This window comes from Mycobacterium sp. E735 (assembly GCF_001666955.1).
Classification (GTDB): Bacteria; Actinomycetota; Actinomycetes; order Mycobacteriales; family Mycobacteriaceae; genus Mycobacterium.
On sequence record NZ_LZIX01000098.1, the window covers coordinates 28,746 to 48,912 of the forward strand.

Below are 20,167 nucleotides of genomic sequence, written 5' to 3' on the forward strand. Positions count from 1 at the left end.
CGGTCACTCGGCGGAATCGCCGTCGGCGATGACGGAAACCACACCCTTGGTTTCGAATAAGGCGAGGCGGACGTGGGCGGGCGTTCGGTGACCGTGTTGGCGCAGTATCGCGTCCAGGTCTCCCCGAGTTAGCCTGCAGCGCTTGAGGTTCTTTTCGTCCACTTCGCCGTCGCTGATCAGCACCCGAACCGGTGGATCCACGAGGCGGCGCACCCAGGGCTTGAAGCGCAGCCGCGCAACGAGGTCGTGGGCGCCGATCAGGGTGAGCAGGGCGGCGACCCCGGTAAGCCACGAAGTGTCGGCCGCCGTCGCGGTGCGCCCGACGATGGCGCCGACGGCGACTGCGGTGACCCAATCGAACGGCGTGAACTCAGCGATCGTGCGCCGCAGCATGAGCCGGAAAGCGGCTGCGGCGGTGACGAATAACGCGAGCGCCTTGAGTGCCGCGTAGGCCGCTGGCCGCCACCCGCTGTAGAACTGCAGCAGTAGGTCACTCATCGCCGCCGCCTGCTCGCACTGCAATTACGAGACGCGGCCGCGCCGGGCGAGGACCAGGGCGCGTTGACGATCGACACCGAGGCCCTTAGCCCAAAGTTCGATGATCCCGCCGGGCTCACTCATGGCAGTCCTCCTTGCGCGCATGGTCGTTGCGGTCCGGGGACCGCCCCGCGACCGGCAGTACCCGCGGACGCCGCGTGTAAACGACTGTCGCTGGGTATTCGCCAGACTGGCGCACGTTCGGCGGCCGCGACGATGGGAGGACAGATGAGTGTGGCATCGGAAGGCCGGGCGCCGGTGACCATCGACGCCGATGTCGAACTACTCGCCGCCCAGATTCAGGCACTCGAAGCGCTGGGACGAAAGGATCTGGTCGAGGACGGCGAGGTCTACGACTTCAGCGTCCGGTGGGGCGCTGTGCTGGCGGGCCGGCTGCCCCGACTGGTCCATTACAGCTCCCTCGGTCTGCTCGATGACGCGGACCGGCACCGATTCGAGTCGCTGTGCGCTGACCTCAGCAGGGTCTCCGAAAGTGCCGAGCGGTTGGGACTTCCGCGCCCCGTCCTATCGGACGACAGGGCCGCGACGACGAAGACGCATCGTCGTCTCAGGATGCGGTCGCGTTCCCCGATGCGCCGTAGCTGAGAAACTCCTTGTCCGGCAACACGATCCCGGTGCGCGGTTTGGCACACTCCGGATTGCGACATGTCAGCGCCACCATGTAGGCATCGTCGTCCTCGTTCAAGAACAGGAATCCGAGGTATAGCGCGCGGCCGACGTCGAAGGCGGTGCCACCGCACCGCTCGCAGTGGCCACCCTTGGCGTCGATGCATTCCAGCACGCGATGCCGCGCAGCCGAATTCAGCTCGATGAGCTCCGGCCGCACCGTCGGGTCGTGGTCGGTCACCTCAGATCTCCACGTCCTTGTCGTAGTGCACGTGGTCCTCGCGCCAGCCACCCAGGCCGTGACCGATGCCGGAATAGTCGTTGATGAACTCGATCCCGTTGATCCACTTGACCATCTTGAATCCCACCTGTGTCTCCACCCGCAACCGCAGAGGGGCGCCGTGCTTGATGGGCAACGGCCGGCCGTTCATCTCGTATGCCAGCAGTGTCTGCGGCTTGTAGGCCAATTCGAGGTCCATCACCTCGTAGAACTGGCCCCCGGGAGTCTCTGCCGCCGGTTCGTCACGCCCGGTGTCCTGCATGCTGAGAAAGCAGATGTATTTGGCCTGCGGCAACGGCTTAACGAGATCCGCCAGCGCAGCCAGCGAGATCCCGCTCCACTCGCCGATACTGGTCCAACCCTGCACACAGTTGTGCATCGTCCGCTGCGTCTGCCGCTCGGCGAGCGCCCGCAGCGCGGCTAGGTCGAGGGTCACCGGATTCTCCACGAGGCCGCCGACCGCTAGCCGCCAATCGACGAAATTGTGGACCGCCATCACCTTGTATTCGGTACTGGCGGGCGGCTTTCCGTTCACTCGGTGATCTTCGGTCAGCTTGCGGGCCGGGTAGTCCTGCCGCGAATTCAGCGGGCGCAGCAGGAGCAGCCGAACCCGGGTGACCACGCCGCCGAGGACGCTTTGCACTTGGGTGGGATTGCGGAGGCTCCACTTCGTGGCCGCGATGTGGACGGCGATGATCGCTCCGATGATGACGAACGACAGCGCGGTGGCCCAGTACACGTTGCGCACGGATCCGAAGATCATCGACGCCATCAGTTGACCCCAGCCCCAAAAGAAGATCATCGAGAGATGGATGACGATGAAGACGACGAAGGCCAGCAATCCCAGGAAATGCAGGCTCCGCGCCCACTGCCGGCCGCCCCACATCCGCACGTACCACGGAAAGCGCGCCTCGATCGCCGGTGACTGCGCCGCCCCGGTCAGGATTTGGAATGGCGCCAGGAGGAAAACGACGCCGGCATAGGTCAGCTTCTGAATGGCGTCCAACGGCTCGCCGGGCAACAGCGGCGGCAGGTTGAAGGACAGGTAGGTGACGATGTCGTCGACGGCTTCGGGAAAGATCGACCATGAATAGGGCCAGTACCGGTGCCATTGACCGGTCGCGAAAAGCAGGACGTAGTACGACAGTCCGAGCAGAATCCAGCCGATCACCGAGAAGAAGTGCCAATGGCGTCCCATGCCCAATTTGTTGTGACCGGGAAGCGCGACCAGTGAGCTGTAGGACTCTTCTTCGTCGAGGGTGTCGTATAGCCGGTGCCGCGGCATGACTTTGCGGGTGAAACGCGCCCATTCGCTGCCCGGTTTGCTGTCGTCGTGCCAATACAACTTGGGGTGGGTGCTGAGGATCTCGATGCCGCTGCGGATGATCAGCGTGACGAACAAGACGTTGAGCCAATGGTCGACCCGCAGCCACACCGGATAGTCGAGCGTCGTCATGCCTGAGCTCCAGTCAGTCGTGCCACTGTTGCCGTTGCGGGTAGGCCACGTTGACTCCCGAGAGCACGGTCGCGTGCACCGCAACGAAGGCTGCGGCGAGCGCGAAAGCGAATGTGCCCGGGGTGAAGTCCCATCGGCCCGTCACCGCGTCCAGCCCGCCGAGGGTGACCCATCGGCTGATCAGGTAGACGGCGAGAAAGGCCAGGCAGAGCAGACTCCCGAGGTACCAGCCCGCCGCAGGCACACGCGGTTTGAGGGCGAACACCATCGCCGTCATCGCCGACAGGCAACCGATCACCACCAGGCCCGCGTAGACGGCGAAGTACCAGGGCGCCGGCGAAAGCGTGGCGAAGACGTAGGCATGCAGGGCCACCAGGCCGCCCAGCAGGGCAGCGCCCAGCGCGGTCACCGTCCGCGGCAGGTTGAAGGCGACCCAACCGTTGAAGGTGAGCACCGATGAGGACCAGATGCTTCGCCAGAACGAGATCAACCGCCCTGGGCCGACATTGACCATGGGCGCGTGATACCCGCGCCGAGTAAATACAAACAAGCCTGGTTTAATCACTCGACCCGTGCCGGGACACCGAAGAGCCGCACGCCACGCTAGGAAAACCGTTGCACCGGGCACGGGGCCGCCATTGCTAGTCTTGATGTCTGTGCCTGGCCAGTGCTCAGCGCTTTTGGGCCAGCTTGCGGGACTCGGTCCGAGGAAGGGTCCGTAGGAGGGACGGCCGATGGCGGCCCAGAGAAACTGGGACAAGACCGTGGGTGCGGCCGACGACGTGCGCCGCATTTTCGAGAATGTCCCCGCGCTGTTGGTCGGCCTGGAGGGGCCCGACCACCGATTCGTCGCGGTTAACGCCGCCTACCGGGCCCTGAGTCCCCCGGTCGACAGCATCGGGCTCCTGGTGCGCGAGGTCTATCCGGAGCTGGAGAGTCAGCAAATCCTGCAGATGTTCGACCGGGTGTATCAAACGGGCGAGCCCCAGTCGGGAACCGAGTGGCGCGTGCAGGCGGACTTCGAGGGCTCCGGGACGGCGCAGGAACACTTCTTCGACTTCATCGTCACCGCGCGGCGCGCCGACGACGGCTCGATCGAGGGGGTGCAACTCGCCTTCGTCGACGTCACCGACCGGGTGCAGGCGCGACTGGCCGCCGAGTCCCGCATGGCGGAGTTGTCCGAGCGGTACCGCAACGTCCGCGACTCGGCCACCGTCATGCAGCAGGCGCTGCTGGCCCCGTCGGTGCCCGTCGTTCCCGGCGCGGACGTGGCCGCCGAGTACCTGGTCGCCGCGCAGGACACCGCCGCCGGCGGCGACTGGTTCGATGCGATCCCCCTTGGGGATCGACTGGTTCTCATCGTCGGCGACGTCGTCGGCCATGGCGTCGAGGCGGCCGCGGTCATGTCGCAGTTGCGCACCGCGCTGCGGATGCAGCTCCTGGCGGGGTATCCGGTCGCCGAGGCGCTGGCGGCCGTCGACCGCTTCCACGAGCATGTGCCCGGGTCCAGGTCGGCCACCGTGTGCGTGGGGTCGCTCGACTTCGGCACCGGCGAATTCCAGTACTGCACCGCCGGGCACCCTCCGCCATTGCTGGTCAAGGCGGAGGCCGACGCGCGCTACCTCGAGCCGTCCGGCGGCGGCCCGCTCGGCAGCGGCACGGGTTTCCCGGTGCGCACGGAGTTCCTCGACGTGGGCGACGCGGTCATGCTCTACACCGATGGCCTGATCGAACGCCCCGGCCGGCCGCTGATGGCCAGCACCGCCGAATTCGCCGACCTGGCCGCGAACATCGCCGGCGGTCAGGGCGGGTTCGTCATCGAGTCGTCGGCGCGGCCCATCGACCGGATCTGTTCGGAGACTTTGGAACTGCTGTTGCGGTCGACCGGGTACAACGACGACATCACGCTGCTTGCGGCGCAACGGCGCATGCCCCCGCCGCCTCTGCAGATGACGCTGGACGCCACGATCCACGCCGCACGCACCGTGCGCTCCCGGCTGCGTCAGTGGCTGTCCGACGTAGGCGCCGCGGCCGAGGACATTTCGGACATCGTGCACGCGATTTCGGAGTTCGTCGAGAATGCGGTCGAACACGGTTATGCGACAGAGGTTTCCGACGGAGTCGTCGTGGAAGCGTCGCTGGCGGGGGACGGCAGCCTGCACGCGTCGGTCATCGACCACGGGCAGTGGAAGGATCACCGGGAAGGCGAGCAGGGCCGCGGCCGCGGCCTTGCCATGGCCGAGGCCCTGGTGTCCCACGCGCACGTCAGTCACGGGCCCGGTGGTACCACCGCCAGCTTGACGCACCGCCTGTCGCGACCGGCCAATTTCGTCACCGACACGCTTGTCAGCCGGGGAGATCGGCCGAAGTCGGTCGACTCCGAGTTCGTCTCCTTGGTCACCGAACCGGGCCGCATCGCGGTCAGCGGCGACGTGGACTCCACCACGGCGTCCACGCTGGATCGACAGATCGCGGTCGAAAGCCGTTCCGGCGTAGCGCCGTTGACGATCGATCTCAGTGCCGTGACCCACCTCGGATCGGCCGGTGTCAGCGCGCTGGCCGCCGCCCGCGACCGCGCGCAGCGGCAGGGCAGCGAGTACGTTCTGGTGGCCCCGCCGGGAAGCCCCGCGCACCATGTCTTGTCGCTGGTGCAGCTCCCCGTCGCCGGAGGGCTCGCCGAGAATCTCGTCGCGGAGGGCTAGGGGCGGTCGGACCGCTGGCCGTGCCGCACCTGCTTGAACGGCACACCGCGGTCGGCAGCGAACTCCCGCGGGAACCCCAGCACCCGCTCGCCGATGACGTTGCGGGCCATCTCCGTGGTGCCACCGCCCATCGCCACGGTCTGGCGGGACAGGTAGCGCAGCCCGGTTTCCAGGCCTTCGCCGGGTTCCCCGACAACGCCGGCGCTGCCGGCGATCGTCATGGCGGTGTCGACGTTCACGAACACCGTCTCGGCGTGGAACAGCCTGATGAGTGTGCCGCCGGCCGGCGGTAGGGTGCCGTCTCGGACGCTGCGGTACACGTGGCCGATCAGCTGCTCGGCCACCGCGCGCTGCACCAGCGCGCGGCCGGCCAACTGCTCGACGCGTTCGTTACCGGCCTGGCCCGTCTTCTCGATCAGGCTCACGTAGTCAACGGGAATCGTGTGGCCGCCCTCGCTGCCGCTGCCGCTGGCGAACTCGGACCCCTGCCCCACCGCCCGGCGCTCGTGGTACAGCTGCCGCGACGCCACCGCCCAGCCGCCGTCGACCTCGCCGACGACGGCGTCGTCGCCGACGTCCACCCCGTCGAGGAACTCCTCGCAGAATTCGGTGGAACCGCTCAGCATCGTGATGCGGCGCAAGGTGATTCCCGGGTGCGCGATGGGCACCAGGAACATGGTCAAGCCCTCGTGCTTGGGGACGTCCCAATTGGTGCGGGCCAGACACAGCCCGTAGTCGGCGGCGAACGCGCTGGTGCTCCACGTCTTGGCGCCGTTGAGTATCCAGCGGTCGCCCTGACGTTCGGCCCGGGTGATGACGCCGGCCAGGTCGGACCCGCCGCTGGGCTCGGACAACAACTGAACCAGCACTTCGTCACCGCGCAGCGCCGCGGCGATGTGGCGCTTCTTTTGCTCCTCGCTGCCGGTGTCGAGCAGTGTGGCACAGCAGATGGTGAACGTGGGGGTGTTGAGGATCAGCGGCATTTCGTAGGTGAGGGATTCGGCGTCGAAGGCCTTCTGATACTCGTAGTCGAGTCCGAGTCCACCGTACTCACGGGGAAAGCAGATCCCCGCGAATCCTCCTTCGTACAAGCGCTTTTGGAGTTCCCGAGCCCGAAGCCAGGATCGCTCGTCGTCGCGCGGGGCTGGCGGGGGTGACTCGGGATCGATGGGGGGCATATTGTCCGCCAGCCATGCCCTGGCCCGGGCCGCGAAGTCGGCAACGGATTCGGTCGTCATGGGTCCGAACGCCCCGCCTTCTCGTGCTCGTACACCCGCAGGTTGTGTTCCTCGGGCGTCCCGAACATGGAGCGGTACAACGTGACCCGACGCAAGTAGAGGTGCAGGTCGTGTTCCCAGGTGACGCCGATGCCGCCGTGCATCTGCACGCAGGCCTGAACGATCTGGCCGGCCATCTCACCCACGTAGGACTTGGCGATGCTGGCAGACAGCCCCGCCTCTGGCGAGTTCGCCGCGACGTCGGCGACCGCCGCGGCCGTAGTGGCGCGGCAGGCTTCGAGCCACAGCTTCATGTCGGCGAACTTGTGCTTGAGGGCTTGATAGGACGCCAACGGGCGCCCGAAGGTGTGCCGATCCAGCGCCCACTGCACGGTCAGGTCGAACACTGTCTGCAGGATCCCGACCACCTCGGCGCACTGCAGGACCTGGGCGATTTGGCCCTGCCGGTCGACGAGCGCGGCCGTCTCGGCGGCGGTGCCCACGGCCGCGGATCGCTCCACCACCACGCCGTCGAACCGCACCCTGGCGTATTGCTTGACCATGTCCACCGACTGCTGCGGGACCACCGTGACGCCGGGCGCATCGGTCGGGACCAGGAACTGGCGCACCTCGTCACCGCAACGCGCCACCACCAGCAGCACCGCGCTCTGCGCGCCCGCCTCGACCCGGTCCTTGGTGCCGTCAATCCGGTAGCCGGAATCGGTGGGGGTGGCCGTCACCGAGGGGTCCAGCGGCGCCCATCCGCGGCCGGGCTCCGAAACCGCCCACGACGCCACGGTTTCGCCGGACATCAACGCATCGATGGTCGCGAGGTGGGGCTGCCGGTCCGCGCACCCGACGAGCGCGGCCAGCACGGCGCTAACCGGATACAAGGGTCCCGGCGCCACCGTCTTCCCGAGCTGTTCGGCGACCAGTGCCAGATCCGCCAAACCGCTCTCCGTAATGCTGCCGCCGCCCAATTCCTCGGGCACCAGCAGGCTGGTCCAGCCGAGCTCCGCGGCGCGCAGCCACCAAGCCGGATCGAAGGACTCCCCCGCGGCCTGCAACTCGCGCACGCGGCGCAGCGGCGCTTCCTTTTCCAGGAATGCTTGGGTTGTCGAGGTGAACAGCGTCTTTTCGGGAGAGTCGAGTGTCGTCATGCTGCCTCTCGTGGAGGAATCGCCGGCGTATCGATCCTAGCAACGAGCGCTACGGTAAGAGCTACCGGAGTGCCCTCGATAGCGCACCGCTACATGGCGAACACACGGCGCAGCGAGCGCGCGTGCAGCGCCCGGTTCTCCTGCGAAACAACCCAATCGGGAACCAACGAGTCGAACCCATTGAACGCCGCTGCGATCACGTGCAATTCGGTGTGCACGTAGGCGTGCAACAGCCTGTTCGCGTAGTCGATGGCCTCGTCGCGGCACGGATCGATCTCGGCGCAGCTGATGAAGGTGGGCGGTAGGCCCTCGAGGTTCGCCCGGTGCGCGGGCACGTGCTGACCGTTGGCGCTGGCGTGCCCAAGGTAGTGCCCCCATGCCCGGCTCACCGCAGGCCCGTTGAGACCCGGGGTGCGCTGAAACTCACGCCGCGACTGGGTGGCGTCGGAGTCGAGCATCGGCTGGTGCAGGATCTGCACCAGGATCTGGGGGCCTTCGTCATCGAACATGCGCTGGCTCAGGCCCGCGACCAGGGCCGCGCCCGCGTCGCGGCCCATCACCGCGATGCGGTTGACGTCCACGTTCAGGTCCGCGCAATTCCGGATGGCGTAGTAGAAGCCGGCCTCGACGTCGTCCAACGCCGCCGGGCAGGGGTGCTCCGGGGCGAGCCGGTAGTCGACCGAAATCAACAGGCAACCGCCTGCCCTGGCCAACTCCACGCACTGCGCGTGATCGGTGTCCAGATTTCCGGTCACGAAGGCTCCGCCGTGGGCGTACAGGACGAGCGGCGAGCCTGACTCGGCCCGATCCAGGTTGGGCCCCCGGTAGAGACGAAGATTCAGCTGGTGGCCGCCCGGGCCGGCGATGGTGCGGGTCTCGATGGCGACATCGGCGGTGTCGACGTCCGCGGCGCGCTCGGCGGCGAGTCGGCCGGTGTGTTCGCGTTCGGCGGGCAGCGTCTCGGCGCGGAATTCGACGACGCCCAGTGCGGTGGCGGCCTCCCGGAGCACGGGGTCGATCCGGGTAAGGCCCTGCGGGCGCGTCAGATTCGTTTGTGTCATACCCTCTCCGCTTCCGGGCTCACCATGCGGGCTCGTCGGATCCCGGCGCGGGACGTGCCGGAAACCCTCTTCAAGGTAGACCTGTGATCAGGTGTGGTGAAAGACGAGGCGCTTGTCGCTGGAGCCCCGGCCATGGGCCCCGACTCAGCGTTCCCCGGGAAGCGCCTTGACCGTCGCCGGCAGCCCATAGAGGGCGGTCGCGTTGCCGCGCATGATCCGCTCGCGCTGGTCGGCCGGGAATCGGTTGATCGCGTAGGACGGCGCGTCGTAGCTCCAGTGTGGGTAGTCCGTCGAGAACATCAGGTTGTCGCCCATGTCCATCATCTCGAGGTACTCGCGGAACTGCACGGTGTCGGTGTCTTCCAGCGGCTGGGTGGTGAACCGAACATGTTCGCGCACATAATCCGACGGGCGCCGGCGCACGTGTGGCAGGTCGCGGCGGCGGGCCTCCCAGATGCGGTCCATCCGCGACATGACCGGCATGGCCCAGGTGAAGCCGCCTTCGACGAACACCACCCGCAGGTCGGGGTGACGGTCGAACGCGCCGTCGAACACCAGGCTCATCAGGTGCGAGACGTACAGCAGCGGCCAGGCGGCGAAGAAGTCGTGCCAATGTGCCGGATTGCCAACCGGATACAGCGGGATCAGTTCGAAGGGCGTCTGCCCCATCAGGTGCGTCGCCACCGGGAATCCGTTGCGGGCCGCGGCTTCGTACAGCGGGTCGAAATGCGGGTTGCCGAAGGGGATCCCACGAGTCTGGGGCGTCATCAGCACCTGGGCCATGTACGGGTGGCCCGCCCAGCGCTCGACCTCGCGCGCCGCGCGCTCGGGCGTCTGCGCGCTGACGCTGATCGATCCGCGCCAACGGCCGTGCCGGTTGTTCTTGTCGAGCCAGACGTCGGCGAGCCAGTCGTTGTAGGCGGACTTCAGCGCGTGTTCGGCTTGCGGCAGCTGGGCGTCGCACATCGGCTCGAGGGTCGCGATGCTGACACCGGCATCGAGCAGCAGCTGCTTCGCAGCGAATTCCGGGTCGCTGCCCGCGACGCCCCCGTCGGGCGGGGCGGCGTCCAGTCGCAGCGACATCGTCTTGTACGAATCGGGTGTGTCGTAGAAATGCGGCACCGGGGCGACCGCGTTGCCGGTCGGCCAGATCTTGTCCACCCATTCGGCCGCCGCGTATGACTTGAGCACCTCGGTCGAGACGGGCAGCGGGTGCACATCGGTGTCGACGATGGTGACCGCTATTTCGTCTTCTCGACCCGTTGCGGAGTCGATCCGCTCGATCGTCGTCATCGGACACGCTCCTTCAATCCGTAGAGCTCGCTGGCGTTGCGCCACAGCACCTTGTCTCGCTGCGCGGCGTCGAGGCCGTCGGCAACGCTCTCGGGTGGCGAGGTGGACCAGTGGGGGTAGGCCGACCCATACATCAGCAGGTCGGACTTCCCGGTGAATTCAATCCAGCGCTGCGTGTCGGTGGCATCGGTCGGCCCGTCGAACGCCGAGGAGCAGAACCGAACGTGGCCGGGCAGGTATTCGCTCGGGTAGCGGTCCACCCACGGGGTCTGATCCCGCATCGAAACCCAGAAGGTGTCGAGCCGCCAGATCAACGGGGTGAGGATGTCGTAGCCGCCGTCGGCGAAGACGAACTTGAGGCCGGGATGCCTGCCGAACACGCCCTCGACGATGAGGGTGGCCAGGTGCACGAAGTAGTTCAGCGGCATGAACGCCGCATAGCCCGGATAGGTGTGGGCGTGTCCGGCGAAGGTGGGCGGATAGTCGACGCCGTTGCCGCCGTTGATGTGCACCGCCACCGGCAGCCCATGGGCGGCGGCGGCCTCCCAGATCGGCTCGAACATCGGTTTGCCGTACGGTTCGCGCGACTGCATCGGGACGCCGACCTGTACCAGCTTGGGGTGGTCGGCCAACCGCTCGATCTCCGCGACGGCGCCCCTGGGGTCTTCCGGGTTGACGCGGATGGTGCCCCGGAACCGATCCGCGGGGTCGGGCTCGAGCCAGCGGTCGAGCAGCCAATCGTTGACCGCAGCACAGATGCGGCTGTTGAGCAGGTAGTCGGCGATGTTGCCCCGGGTCAGCGGGTTGAGGATGGCGTACTCGACACCGCGTTCGAAGAGGTGCCGGCTGACGGTCTCGGGATCCGATCCCGGGTAGTGGTCACCGTAGAGGTCTTGCCGGTAGTCGCCGCCGGGCGCTTGGTACCACTGCTGTTCGACGTCGGGAATCGACCGCAACTGGTGAGCGGCAGGTAGATAGCGCCGTATCTCCGCGTTGTAGCGGAAATGCGGTTGCACGTTGGCGTCGATGATCATGGGGCTCATGCGGTCAAGAACACCTCCCCGTCGGTGACGTCAACCGGGTAGGTACGGACGCGGCGCGTCGGATCGGCGAGGTTTTGTCCGGTGGTGATGTCGAATTCCCAGTTGTGCCAAGGGCATCGGACAATTTGACCGTCGCGGACACGGCGCAGGCCGCCGGGTTCGTCCGGGGCGAACTCATTGGTGCCACCGATCAGACCCAGGCAAAGCGGGGCGCCCTCGTGCGAGCAGTAATTGACGATCGCGTACAGCTCGCCCCGCACGTTGTACACGCCTACGCCGAACTTGCCGACGTCGACCAGCTTCATCTGGCCGGGCGGCAGGTCGTCCAGTGCGCACACGAATCGTCGCTCCGGCATTTGCATCACCGCCTTCGACGCCACGCAGCATCAATACTGTGCCCGTTACGGTAACCACGACAAGCCCGTTGGGCTTACTTGCTATTTATACTATGATAGCTAAATTCCCAGCGTACCAATCCGCTTACCGGCTGCTCAGGAGGAGCGCTGAATGACGCTCAGCACCGACCCCGCCAACCAGCCCGTCACGCTCGACTTCACCGGTGAAACCAGCCCGTACCCGTTCTTCGAGTACATGAGGCATACGGACCCGGTTTGGCACGGCGCCCTGGCCGACCACTCGCAGATGCCGGAAGAGCTGCGACCGAAAGACGAGTGGGTGCTGTTCGGTTACGACCCCCTGTTTCAGGCCTTCCGCGACGACCGGATCTTCAGCTCCCACAAGTACGACGAGACGATCGGTTTGGTGATGGGCCACACCATCCTGGCGATGGGCGGCAAGGAACACCACGACCACCGCAACCTGGTGGCCAAGGCCTTCCGCGCCACCGCGCTGGAACGCTGGGAACCGTCGGTCATCGGGCCGGTATGCGACCAACTGGTCGACGAAATCAAGAACGACGGCCAGGCGGACCTCGTCAAGGCGGTGACGTTCGAGTTCCCCACCCGGATCATCTCCACGCTCCTCGGCCTGCCCCCTGAGGACCTCGACCTCTTCCGGCGGTTGTCCCTCGACCTCATCTCCATCCCGACCGACATCGTGGCCGGGCTCAACGCCGCAGCGGAGTTGCACGGCTACTTCCTCGATCAGGTCGAGCAGCGGCGGCGCAAACGCACCGATGACATCATCGGGGACCTGGTGGCCGCCGAGATCGACGGCGAGAAGCTTTCCGACGAGGCCATCATCGCGTTCCTGCGGCTGCTGCTGCCTGCCGGGCTGGAGACCACCTACCGCTCGTCGGGCAACCTGCTCTACCTGTTGCTGACCCACCCGGAGCAGCTGGCGCTCGTCTACCAGGACCGATCGCTGATCCCGATGGCGATCGAGGAGGGCCTGCGCTATGAAACCCCGCTGACCATGGTCATGCGGACCACGACCGAAGAGGTCGAGATCGGCGGCAAGACGATCCCGGCCGACGCGCAGATCGACATGTGCATGGGATCGGCCAACCGCGACGAGAGCCGCTGGACCGACCCGAACACCTTCGACATCCGCCGGCCGCGCCAGGCGCACATCGCATTCGCCGGCGGCATCCACATGTGCCTCGGCATGCATCTCGCCCGCCTCGAGACGCAGGTGATGCTGAACAGCCTGTTCGATCGCGTCAAGGATCTGACCTTCGTGGCCGACGACGGGACCGGACAGGAGTCCAAGATCGTCGGGCTCACCTTCCGCTCCCCCAACAAGCTTCCGGTCACCTTCTCCCCGGTCGCATGAGGAGGCCGCTTGAAAACTAGAGGAGCGCTCCTGCACGACGTCGGCGGGCCGTGGTCGGTCGAAGAATTCGAGCTCGACCCACCCCGGGCCGGCGAAGTGCTGGTCGAGATGGCGGCGGCCGGGCTGTGCCACTCCGACGACCACATCCTCAAAGGCGACATGTCGGCGCCCAACGAGGTGATGCGATCGCTCGGCCTGCCGACGATGTTTCCCACGATCGGCGGCCACGAGGGCTCGGGCATCGTGCGGCAAGTAGGCGAAGGAGTAACGGATTTCGCGCCCGGCGACCACGTGGTGATGTCGTTCGTCGCGGTGTGCGGGCAGTGCCGCTGGTGCGCGACCGGCATGGAGTACATCTGCGACGTCGGCGCTTTCACCCTCACCCCGGGGATGCCCACCGACGGCACCTTCCGTCATCACACCGCCGACGGCCGGCCACTGGGGCATCTGGCGAAGGTCGGGGCATTCGCCGAACACACTGTGGTGTCGACGAATTCGCTGGTGAAAATCGAGCCGACCCTGCCGCTGGCTCCGAGCGCGTTGCTGTCATGCGCCATTCCGACCGGCTATGGTTCGGCCGCCAACCGTGCCGGTGTACGCGGCGGGGACACCGTCGTGGTCATCGGTGCGGGCGGGATCGGGACTGGCGCGATCCAGGGCGCGCGGATCAGCGGCGCCGCTCAGATCGTCGCCGTGGACCCGGTGGAGTTCAAGCAGAAATCGGCGCTGCAGTTCGGGGCCACCCACAGCGCGGCCACGATCGCCGAGGCGCAGGACATGGTGCGGGACTTGACCTACGGCGTCATGGCCGACGCCGTCGTGGTCTCGCCTTCGCTGATCACCGCCGCCGACGTCCGCGACGCGCTGCAGCTCACCCGCAAGGGCGGGACGTGCGTGCTCACCGGAATGACGTCACAGCTCACGCGGTCGGTCAAGATCGACCTGCAGGACTTCATCCTGATGAACAAGACGCTGGCCGGAACGATATTCGGATCGTGCAACCCGAGGGCCGACATCTCCCGCCTCGCCCGGCTCTATCAGACCGGGCAGCTTCAGCTCGACGAAATGATCACCCGCCGCTATCGCCTCGACGAGATCAACGACGCCTACGACGACCTCCGCAACGGCAAGATCATCCGGGGCATCATCGATTACGGAGTCGGGTGAATCACCGCCGGTCCAGATCATCTGCAGGCTCGCGGTGGGTCAGCCGCCTCGGCGGGTGACGTGCCCACCGGATCGATCAGCAGCAGCTCGAGCACTACCGAAGTCGTTCCGCGATTGCGGCCATCGTGCACATGGGCCGGACCACTGAGCTCAATAAACGAGTCGCCCGGCCGGTAGATGCCATCGACGGTGCAGTCGTTGCCGTAGTGGTACAAGGTACCTTGCTTCACCACCGCGATCACGGTGCCCGGATGCCAGTGCCAACCTATGGCACCACCGGGGGCAATCGTGGTATCGCGAACGACGAATGTTCTTCCCTCGGTTGAGGTTTGCGCTATCACTTCGTAGCCGACGCCGGTAGGTGGTCTTGCATCAGATCCGATCAGCGCGCAGGCGAGCCACGCCGCGATGGCAAGTAGCGCCGCTGAGGAGATGAGGTTTCGGACTATCGCTCCGGCAAATTCGTTCCCATGCCGATCTGATCTGCGCCACACGCGTCGCAATCCGCGATACACCCGCACCCTTCTTCCTTGTGACCTAGCGCATATCGCCCATCCGAAAGATCGGTATGGTAATACCGTATCACTGTACCTATTGAAAGGACCACCCGTGGAGAAGTGGGGCGACAAACTTTCTGAACTGCAAGCTGCCGTACAGGGTCCGGTCGAGACGGAGAGGACCTTGGGCTACACGCAGGAAGTGGCGGTCTTCAACACGGCCGTGCAGCATCGCCCCGCCGTCGTGGTGGGTGCGGCCAGTGCCGGCGACGTGTCGACGGCGGTGACGTTCGCGGCGCGCCATGGCCTCAAGATCGCCGTCCTCAATACCGGGCACGGACCATCGCTCGCCGCCGACGGCGACACGCTGATGATCACCACGAGAAGGATGTCCGGCATCGCGATCAACGCCGAGACCCGGTTGGCGCGAGTCGACGCCGGCGTGCGGTTCGGGGCGCTGGTGGAAGCCGCCGCCGAGTACGGACTGGCTCCGCTGCCCGGATCCTCACCCGGCGTCGGCGTCGTCGGCTACACCCTCAGTGGCGGCGCCAGTCTGACGATGGGACGCAAATACGGTTGGGCCGCCGACCATGTCACCCGCATCGACGTGGTGACGGGCGACGGCCAGTTGCGCCGGGTGTCCCCGCACTCCGAAGCCGACCTATTCGGCGCATTGCTGGGCGGCAAGGGCAACTTCGGGGTCGTGACGGCGATGGAGTTCTCCCTCTTTCCCGTGACGACGCTCTACGCGGGATCCATCCTCTACTCGGGCCGACACGCCCGCCACGTATTGGACGCCTACCGGGAGCTCACGGCCACAGCGCCCGACGAGCTGTCGACGAGCCTGGCTCTGCTGAATCTGCCTCCCCTGCCCGGCCTTCCGCCCTTCATGCAGGGCCAGCTGACAATCTCACTACGCGTCTCCTTCGCCGGAGACGATGCCGTCGGGGCCCGGCTGATCGATTCGATGCGCCAGGTCGCGCCCGCGCTGGCGGACACCGTACGAAGCATGCCCTACACCGAATTCGCGTCGATCAGCAATGATCCGACGGACCCGGCGGCGGCGGTCGAACACTTCGGCCTGCTCCGGGAGCTGACCCAAGACACCGTCGCCGCGATCGTCGATGTCGTCGGGCCGGACTCCGGCAGCCCCATCAACATCGTTGACATCCGACACCTGCAAGGCGCCTTCGGCAAGCCGGCGCCGTTCCCCAACGCCGTGGGTGCGCGGGACGCAGCCTTTGCCTTCTTCGGTCTGACCGTCGTGCCACCCGGGCACGACGCGGTGCATCGCATGCACTGCGGTTCCGGGCTTCTCACCGCGCTGAAGCCGTGGCTGCACGAGCTGGCCAGCCCCAGTTTCCAGGGCCCCAGCGACGCGACCGAGGAACGCGCCCGCAAGGCCTACGAGCCCAGGGTGTACGACAGGCTCAGGGTGGTCAAGACGAAGTACGACCCGCACAACAGGTTTCGCCTCAACCACAACATCCCGCCCCACGGCGCGGGCTGAATGGCGATTGCATTATGTCGGTATAGCCGTACCATACAGCCATGACTATGCAGCGGCGAACTCGCCGGGCGGGCGGAGCGCGTCGAGTCGAGGTGACCGAGACAGTCGCGACCGTCTTGGCCGAACGTGGGTACGAGAACACCCGCTTCGCCGATGTCTCGGCGGCCAGCGGCATGGCCATCAGCACGCTGCAAAACTACTTCGGCTCGCGTGAGGACATGCTTATCGAGGCCATCAGGCACGCCACCGAAGTCGAGGCGGTCGCGCTCGAGGCCGTCGCCGAGGCCGAGCGGGATCCGTGGAATCGCCTGGTTACCATGATCGATCGAAACCTCAACACTCCTTTGAGCAATCACCAATTGTTAATTGAGGTCTGGCGTTCCAGCATGCGCGATGCGGAATTGCGTGACTACAGCGAAAAGGGCTGGGCGCGCTACCGCGCACCGTTCGTGAAAGCGGTGACCGAGGGCCGCGACTCGGGGGCCTTCGCGCCCATCGCCAGCCCCGACGAAGTCGTCGACCTGTTACTGGTCTGGCTTGCCGGCGCCATGGTTCCCCGGACCTTGCACTTTCGAAACCCGACGGCGGATAAATTTCGGACCGCGCTGCTGCGCCAAGTCACTCTGATGCTGGGGCGGGCCGGGTGAGCCTGCGCAGTCGCTGCACTTGGCCGTAGGCGTCAATCGGACTGTGTAGGGCCAGGCCGCCGTCGGCGTGCACGATTTGTCCTGTCACCCAGGGCAACTCGAGGAGGCCCACGATCGCCCCGGCCACGTCGTCTGCCTCCCCCAGCCGGCCGAGCGCCGTGCGTTCGGACAGTGCCTCCACCCAGCCGGGGAGCTGCTCGGGCTTGGCCAGCATCGGTGTGCGTGTGACGCCCGGCCCGACGGCATTCACCCGGATGCCGTGCACGCCCCATTCCACGGCGGCGACCTTCACCAACATGTCCACCCCGGCCTTCGACACGCAGTAGGCGCCCATGTCCCGGTCGGCGACGGTGCCGCTGATACTGGAAACCGCGACGATCGAGCCGCCCACCCCGGCGTCGACCATCGCTTGCGCCCCGGCACGGATCGTCAGCCAGGTGCCGGTGAGGTTGACGCCCAACACCCGGTTCCATTCCGCGGGCGACTGTTCGAGCAACAGCCCCGAAGCACCGACCCCGGCGCAGGCGACGATCCGGGTGGGCGCGCCATGCTCGCTCACCGATTGTTCCATCGCGGCCGACACGGCGTCGGGATCGCTGACGTCACAGACGATGTCCGCATCGGCGAGATCCCACACGACGACGTCGTGAGCCGCATCGCGCAACCGTCCGGCAACTTCACGCCCGATTCCGGACGCACCGCCCGTGACCAGCGCGGTGCTCATTTCGCCCGCCCGATCAGCTCAACGAGTACCCCGTCCGGCGCTTCGATCACCGCCATCGCGACGGTCCTTCCGTCCGGGGCCACGACATCGATGCGCCGCACGCCGTCGGTGAAACCCAATGCAGCCAAAGCGGCGAGCGTTTCGTCGACTTCACGCTGCAGTGAGAGCAACATGAACCCGTGCCGTAACGCGGTCGAATCCGGCAGTGCCTCAAGGGCGCCGGCCACCTCCACCAGTTCGACAAACCCGCTGCCCGATGTCTGCGGATCGCCGAGAAACACCGATCGCAGCCGATCGCTCCCGGCCCCGAACAGTTCCGGCCAATCGCCGACGAAGTCGTAATCCATCAACTGGCTCAGTCCGAGGCCTTCGCACCAGAATCGGAGCGACCGTTCGACATCGGAGGTGCAAATCGCCGAATGATGCACACCTAACATGGGCTTCCTCTCGATTGCAGAGCTTGCCCACCATCATGCAACGTCGATTGTTGACGCGGAACGTTTGCCTACATCTTGATCGCCGGGATCAGCCTGGTGAGGTTCCACAGGCGATCTCGCCGTGCGGACAGCGATGAGATTGCCAGCGCGACAGCCGTTATCGCAACCAGCACGGTGATCGCTTGCCAGAGCCGTCCGTCGATGCCACCGAGGATGAGCTGGCGCAGCCCGTTGACGCCGTAGGTCATCGGGTCGAAGCGGTGCAGGACCTGGAAGGGCCGCGAAGTGGTCTCCACGGGGTACATGCCGCCGGCGCTGACCAGCTGCAGCATCAGCAGGGCCATGATCAGCACCCGTCCCACCGCTGGGCCGACGAGCGCGTTGATCGCCTGCGTGGCGGCCACGAATGCGGCGGAGATGAGGATCATGAACCCCAGCATCGCGACCGGATGCACGGCACGCATGCCGAGGGCGAACCGGACCACGCAGTAGAGGACGATCGCCTGGAACAGCGCGATCGTGGCCGCGGGCAGATAGCTGGCGAGCACCACCCGGATTTCGAGCACCTCCGCGGCGATCGCGCGACTCTGCAAGGGCCGCAGCACCATCCACAGCACCAATGCGCCGAAGAACAGCGCCAGCGTCAGGAAGAACGGGGCCATGCCGGTGCCGAAGTTGGGTGCGGCGTTCTCGTGCGAGGCTGCGAGCTGCACCGGCCCACCGATGGTGTCTGCGACCGCGTCCTTTTGCTGAGTCGTCCAGTTGGGCAGCTGGTTGGCCCCCTCGCCGAGCTTGCCGGCCAGCTCGGCCGATCCCGCCTTGAGTTGGTGCGCCCCGTCATCGAGCTTGACTATGCCGCTTGCCAACTCGGCGTTGCCGGAGGACAGCTGCTGGGCGCCGTCGCGGAGCTGCGTGAGCTTGTTCGTCAGCTCCTGCCCCTTGTTGCCGACCTGGTCGAGGGCCGAACCCAGCGGGCTGCCGGGCGTGCGCAGGGCGGAGGTCATCGCGATCGCGGCGTTTTGCGCGTCGGTGAGGCGTTGGCGGATCTGCGGCGTGAACTGATGGCCACGCAGTTGATCCTGGATGCTGCGCAGGTTGTTCGCCAAGGGATCCTGGCGCGCGGCGAGCTGATCGATCACCGGCGACAGCGCGTCAGCGGCACCGTCTTGTGCGGTGGCGATGGCGCCGATCTGGTCGTTGGCCTGCTGCAGCGCGGCAGCGCCCTGTTGCAATTGCTGCGTGTCGCCGCCGACCTGTGACAGCGCCCGGGTCACCGCGAGCAGCGGGTCGGTGGCCTGGTTGATTCCGTCGGACAATTGCTGGGCCCCGGCGGCGAGGCGCGCCGAGCCGGACCTGGCCGTGTCGAGGCCGGCGGCCAGCTGCCCGGCCCCGTCGTCGAGTCGAGCGGCGCCCTCGGCGGCCTGCTTGATGCCCGCGCCCGACGTAACCACCACGGACAGCATGTGATTGACGGCCTGGCCGGAGATCCGGCTGGACACCGCGTTGAGCACCTGGCTGATGGCGGTGCGGCCGATGCTGGTGGAGATGTAGTTGTTGGCGTCGTTGTAGACGGCGATCAGGTTGGCCTTCTTGGGCTGCCCCGTCACCGGCGACGCGATCGCCGCGCTGAAGTCCGGTGGCAGCTCGACCATGAAGTAGTACTTGCCGTGGTCGACTCCGTTGCGCGCTTCGGCCAGGTCCACGACGTGCCAGTCCAACCCGCCGTCCGCGGTCAGGCTCTTGGCGATCTCCTCGCCGGCGTTGAACTGCTCGCCGGAGACGACGGCGCCGCGGTCGGAATTGACCAGGGCCACCGGCATTTTGTTGGTGTGGCCGAAGGGATCCCAGAACGCCCACAGGTACAGCGCCCCGTACACCAGCGGCAGCAGCATCAGCACCACGATCGCCACGCGCGTCAAACGGCTGCGACCGAAACGCTTGATCTCCGAGCCGAATGCAAGTCCAGCCAACATCGTCAATCTCCTCCGGTCAGGACGCGGCGATCGTGAAGCTCGTGCTCGGGTGCGTCGGTGCCGAGCGGGTTGGTGACTCCGACGACGACCGTGCGCTGCTGG

The 20,167-nt window shown here is 66.6% G+C and carries 20 protein-coding genes; 6 read left to right on the forward strand and 14 right to left on the reverse strand.

Annotated elements, in window-relative coordinates; translation table 11 throughout:
- Positions 1-3: 3 nt before the first annotated feature.
- Complete coding sequence (locus tag A5704_RS08190) at positions 4-498, reverse strand: DUF421 domain-containing protein (RefSeq protein ID WP_067760497.1); 495 nt, start codon at positions 496-498, stop codon at positions 4-6.
- A 267-nt stretch (positions 499-765) separates the two neighbouring features.
- On the opposite strand from A5704_RS08190, the gene A5704_RS08195 reads away from it, so the two are divergent.
- Positions 766-1,143: a hypothetical protein gene (locus A5704_RS08195; protein ID WP_067888386.1), complete on the forward strand. Its 378-nt coding sequence runs from the start codon at positions 766-768 to the stop codon at positions 1,141-1,143.
- Here the strand turns inward: A5704_RS08195 and A5704_RS08200 are convergent.
- The 3 genes from A5704_RS08200 to A5704_RS08210 are packed head-to-tail and all read right to left on the reverse strand — an operon-like array spanning position 1,106 to position 3,414.
- Positions 1,106-1,405 carry a hypothetical protein gene (locus tag A5704_RS08200; protein ID WP_067760495.1) on the reverse strand — a complete coding sequence of 100 codons (300 nt, stop codon included), beginning with the start codon at positions 1,403-1,405 and terminating at the stop codon, positions 1,106-1,108. The genes A5704_RS08195 and A5704_RS08200 overlap by 38 nt on opposite strands.
- Before the next feature lies 1 nt (position 1,406).
- A complete protein-coding gene (locus A5704_RS08205) occupies positions 1,407-2,900 on the reverse strand; it encodes a molybdopterin-dependent oxidoreductase (RefSeq protein WP_067888389.1) in 1,494 nt (497 codons plus the stop codon).
- A gap of 13 nt (positions 2,901-2,913) precedes the next feature.
- Entirely contained in the window at positions 2,914-3,414 is a 501-nt protein-coding gene (locus tag A5704_RS08210; RefSeq protein ID WP_067888392.1) for an oxidoreductase, read from the reverse strand.
- A gap of 220 nt (positions 3,415-3,634) precedes the next feature.
- On the opposite strand from A5704_RS08210, the gene A5704_RS08215 reads away from it, so the two are divergent.
- On the forward strand, positions 3,635-5,602 hold the full coding sequence (locus tag A5704_RS08215) for a SpoIIE family protein phosphatase (RefSeq protein WP_067785207.1): 1,968 nt from the start codon (positions 3,635-3,637) through the stop codon (positions 5,600-5,602).
- Here the strand turns inward: A5704_RS08215 and A5704_RS08220 are convergent.
- The 6 genes from A5704_RS08220 to A5704_RS08245 form a co-directional block, all read right to left on the reverse strand.
- On the reverse strand, positions 5,599-6,840 hold the full coding sequence (locus A5704_RS08220) for an acyl-CoA dehydrogenase family protein (RefSeq protein ID WP_067888395.1): 1,242 nt from the start codon (positions 6,838-6,840) through the stop codon (positions 5,599-5,601). The two genes, A5704_RS08215 and A5704_RS08220, sit on opposite strands and share 4 nt — an antisense overlap.
- Positions 6,837-7,979 (reverse strand): acyl-CoA dehydrogenase family protein, encoded by a 1,143-nt coding sequence (locus A5704_RS08225; protein WP_067784014.1) that lies wholly within the window; start codon positions 7,977-7,979, stop codon positions 6,837-6,839. The genes A5704_RS08220 and A5704_RS08225 overlap by 4 nt, the downstream gene beginning before the upstream one ends.
- 89 nt (positions 7,980-8,068) lie before the next feature.
- Positions 8,069-9,040 (reverse strand): alpha/beta hydrolase, encoded by a 972-nt coding sequence (locus A5704_RS08230; RefSeq protein WP_067888398.1) that lies wholly within the window; start codon positions 9,038-9,040, stop codon positions 8,069-8,071.
- A gap of 144 nt (positions 9,041-9,184) precedes the next feature.
- Complete coding sequence (locus A5704_RS08235; RefSeq protein WP_067888401.1) at positions 9,185-10,333, reverse strand: amidohydrolase family protein; 1,149 nt, start codon at positions 10,331-10,333, stop codon at positions 9,185-9,187.
- Positions 10,330-11,367, reverse strand: a complete 1,038-nt coding sequence (locus A5704_RS08240; protein WP_067760480.1) for an amidohydrolase family protein — start codon at positions 11,365-11,367, stop codon at positions 10,330-10,332. Before A5704_RS08240 ends, A5704_RS08235 begins: the two co-directional genes overlap by 4 nt.
- Before the next feature lie 5 nt (positions 11,368-11,372).
- A complete protein-coding gene (locus A5704_RS08245; RefSeq protein ID WP_082950250.1) occupies positions 11,373-11,732 on the reverse strand; it encodes a Rieske (2Fe-2S) protein in 360 nt (119 codons plus the stop codon).
- A gap of 151 nt (positions 11,733-11,883) precedes the next feature.
- Between A5704_RS08245 and A5704_RS08250 the strand changes: the two genes are divergently transcribed.
- A complete protein-coding gene (locus A5704_RS08250) occupies positions 11,884-13,110 on the forward strand; it encodes a cytochrome P450 (protein WP_067888404.1) in 1,227 nt (408 codons plus the stop codon).
- Between the two features lie 9 nt (positions 13,111-13,119).
- Positions 13,120-14,277, forward strand: coding sequence for a Zn-dependent alcohol dehydrogenase (locus tag A5704_RS08255; RefSeq protein ID WP_067760476.1), 1,158 nt, complete (start codon positions 13,120-13,122; stop codon positions 14,275-14,277).
- Positions 14,278-14,294: 17 nt separating this feature from the next.
- Here A5704_RS08255 and A5704_RS08260 read toward each other — a convergent pair whose 3' ends face one another.
- Complete coding sequence (locus tag A5704_RS08260) at positions 14,295-14,792, reverse strand: cupin domain-containing protein (protein WP_197508464.1); 498 nt, start codon at positions 14,790-14,792, stop codon at positions 14,295-14,297.
- A gap of 166 nt (positions 14,793-14,958) precedes the next feature.
- On the opposite strand from A5704_RS08260, the gene A5704_RS08265 reads away from it, so the two are divergent.
- On the forward strand, positions 14,959-16,284 hold the full coding sequence (locus tag A5704_RS08265) for an FAD-binding oxidoreductase (RefSeq protein ID WP_197508465.1): 1,326 nt from the start codon (positions 14,959-14,961) through the stop codon (positions 16,282-16,284).
- Between the two features lie 116 nt (positions 16,285-16,400).
- Positions 16,401-16,931, forward strand: coding sequence for a TetR/AcrR family transcriptional regulator (locus A5704_RS08270; RefSeq protein ID WP_197508466.1), 531 nt, complete (start codon positions 16,401-16,403; stop codon positions 16,929-16,931).
- On the opposite strand, the gene A5704_RS08275 is transcribed toward A5704_RS08270, so the two are convergent.
- The 3 genes from A5704_RS08275 to A5704_RS08285 form a co-directional block, all read right to left on the reverse strand.
- Positions 16,903-17,655, reverse strand: a complete 753-nt coding sequence (locus A5704_RS08275; RefSeq protein ID WP_067888415.1) for an SDR family NAD(P)-dependent oxidoreductase — start codon at positions 17,653-17,655, stop codon at positions 16,903-16,905. The two genes, A5704_RS08270 and A5704_RS08275, sit on opposite strands and share 29 nt — an antisense overlap.
- Positions 17,652-18,092 (reverse strand): VOC family protein, encoded by a 441-nt coding sequence (locus A5704_RS08280; RefSeq protein ID WP_082954804.1) that lies wholly within the window; start codon positions 18,090-18,092, stop codon positions 17,652-17,654. The genes A5704_RS08275 and A5704_RS08280 overlap by 4 nt, the downstream gene beginning before the upstream one ends.
- A gap of 68 nt (positions 18,093-18,160) precedes the next feature.
- The gene (locus A5704_RS08285) at positions 18,161-20,065 is read right to left on the reverse strand and encodes a YhgE/Pip domain-containing protein (protein WP_067760470.1); all 1,905 of its coding nucleotides are present in this window, start codon (positions 20,063-20,065) and stop codon (positions 18,161-18,163) included.
- Between the last annotated feature and the right edge of the window lie 102 nt (positions 20,066-20,167).